The sequence below is a fragment of the Actinomadura sp. SCN-SB genome (genome assembly GCF_043906805.1).
Classification (GTDB): domain Bacteria; phylum Actinomycetota; class Actinomycetes; order Streptosporangiales; family Streptosporangiaceae; genus Spirillospora.
Genome location: NZ_JBIMPP010000160.1, coordinates 1 through 1,474 on the forward strand (window position 1 = coordinate 1; position 1,474 = coordinate 1,474).

General features: G+C 69.8%; 1 protein-coding gene. It reads right to left on the bottom strand.

Annotated elements, in window-relative coordinates; translation table 11 throughout:
- Positions 1-23: 23 nt before the first annotated feature.
- On the bottom strand, positions 24-1,226 hold the full coding sequence (locus ACGWYJ_RS38840) for an IS110 family transposase (RefSeq protein ID WP_395111700.1): 1,203 nt from the start codon (positions 1,224-1,226) through the stop codon (positions 24-26).
- Positions 1,227-1,474: the final 248 nt, after the last annotated feature.

A 1,474-nucleotide genomic window follows, 5' to 3' on the forward strand; every position in this document is an offset into this window, starting at 1 on the left:
AAAAGGTGCCCCTATGTGCTTCGTCAAGCTGGGAAGGGGGTTGAGGGTTGATACACAGTGCCGTCGCGGAGCATGGCGAACAGCACGTCGATGCGTCGGCGGGCCAGGCAGGTGATCGCGGCGACGTGATGCTTGCCCTCGCTCCGCTTTTTGTCGTAGTAGGCCCGGGATGCAGGGTCGCGCAGCGAGGCGAACGCGGCCAGGTAGAAGGCCCGTTTGAGTTGCCGGTTGCCACGCCGGGGCGGGCTTTCACCGCGGATGGACGAGCCCGAGGTGCGGGTGGCGGGGGCCAGCCCGGCGTAGGCGGCCAGGTGAGCGGCGGTGCGGAACCGACTGCCGTCACCGACGTCGATCAGGATGCGGGCGGCGGTCCTGACCCCCACGCCGGGCAGGGAGGTCAGGACCTGGGAAAGAGGGTGGGCCTCCAGCAGTTCCTCGATCCGGGTCGCCAGCACGGCACGCTGGTCATGAACGGCGCTGAGCGACCGCGCCAGGCTCGGGATGATCAGCGCGGCGGCGTCGGTGCCGGGCACCATCACCGTCTGCTCGTCCAGCGCGGCCAGGACGTCGTCGGCCAGGCGCTCGGCCATGCGTGGCGCCCTGGGCCGCAGCACGCGAACCAGCCGGCCGCGCCCGGCCCGGCGCAGTTGCGCCGGGGAGCCGAAGCGTTCCAGCAGGGCGCGGACGGCGGGATGATCCAGCCGCGGCCCCAGCACCCGCTCCAGGGCGGGATGGATCTGGGTGAGCAGCCCACGCAGCCGGTTGGTCACGCGCGTCGATTCCTGGGCCAGGTCGTCGTCAAACCCGACCAGCATCTGCAGCTCGGCGACCGCCTCGTCGTGAAGGGTGAGCTGGCGCAGGGTGTGCGGCATGGTGCGGGCCGCGTCGGCGATGATGAACGCATCGCGTGCGTCGGTCTTGGCCTCGCCGGGGTACAGGTCGGCGATCCGCCGCATCGCCAGTCCGGGCAGGTAGGCGACCTGGCATCCGATCTCGCGCGCCACCGCCAGCGGCAGCGCGCCGATGGAGGCGGGCTGGTCGACCACCACCAGTACCGAGCCCCATCGTTGCTGGAGGCGGCCGAACAGCTCGCGCAGCTTGGGCTCGCTGTTGGGGAGCCGCTGGTCGAGCACCTTCTTGCCCGCCGGCGTCAGGCCGGTGGCGTGATGCTCGCCCTTGCCGACGTCCAGGCCGCAGAAGACGCCGATGTCGCGGGGGTCGGTCACGTGCTGCCTTCCGTTCGAAATGACACGTTCTCCCGGCCTCACCTGCGGCATCAGCGTGCCGGCATCCACGTTACAAAGAGCCTGCCAGCCCACGGCGGGCTGCGCGTTCATACCCCTCATCAGCGGTCTGCCGATGCTTCCGGACCTGGTGACATCACCTTTTCGATCATTGATCCACTGGGGGACCAGAGTCATGCCAGATCCAGAGGCCGGGGACCCGTCTCCGGGCCACGAAGAAAGTAACGGGG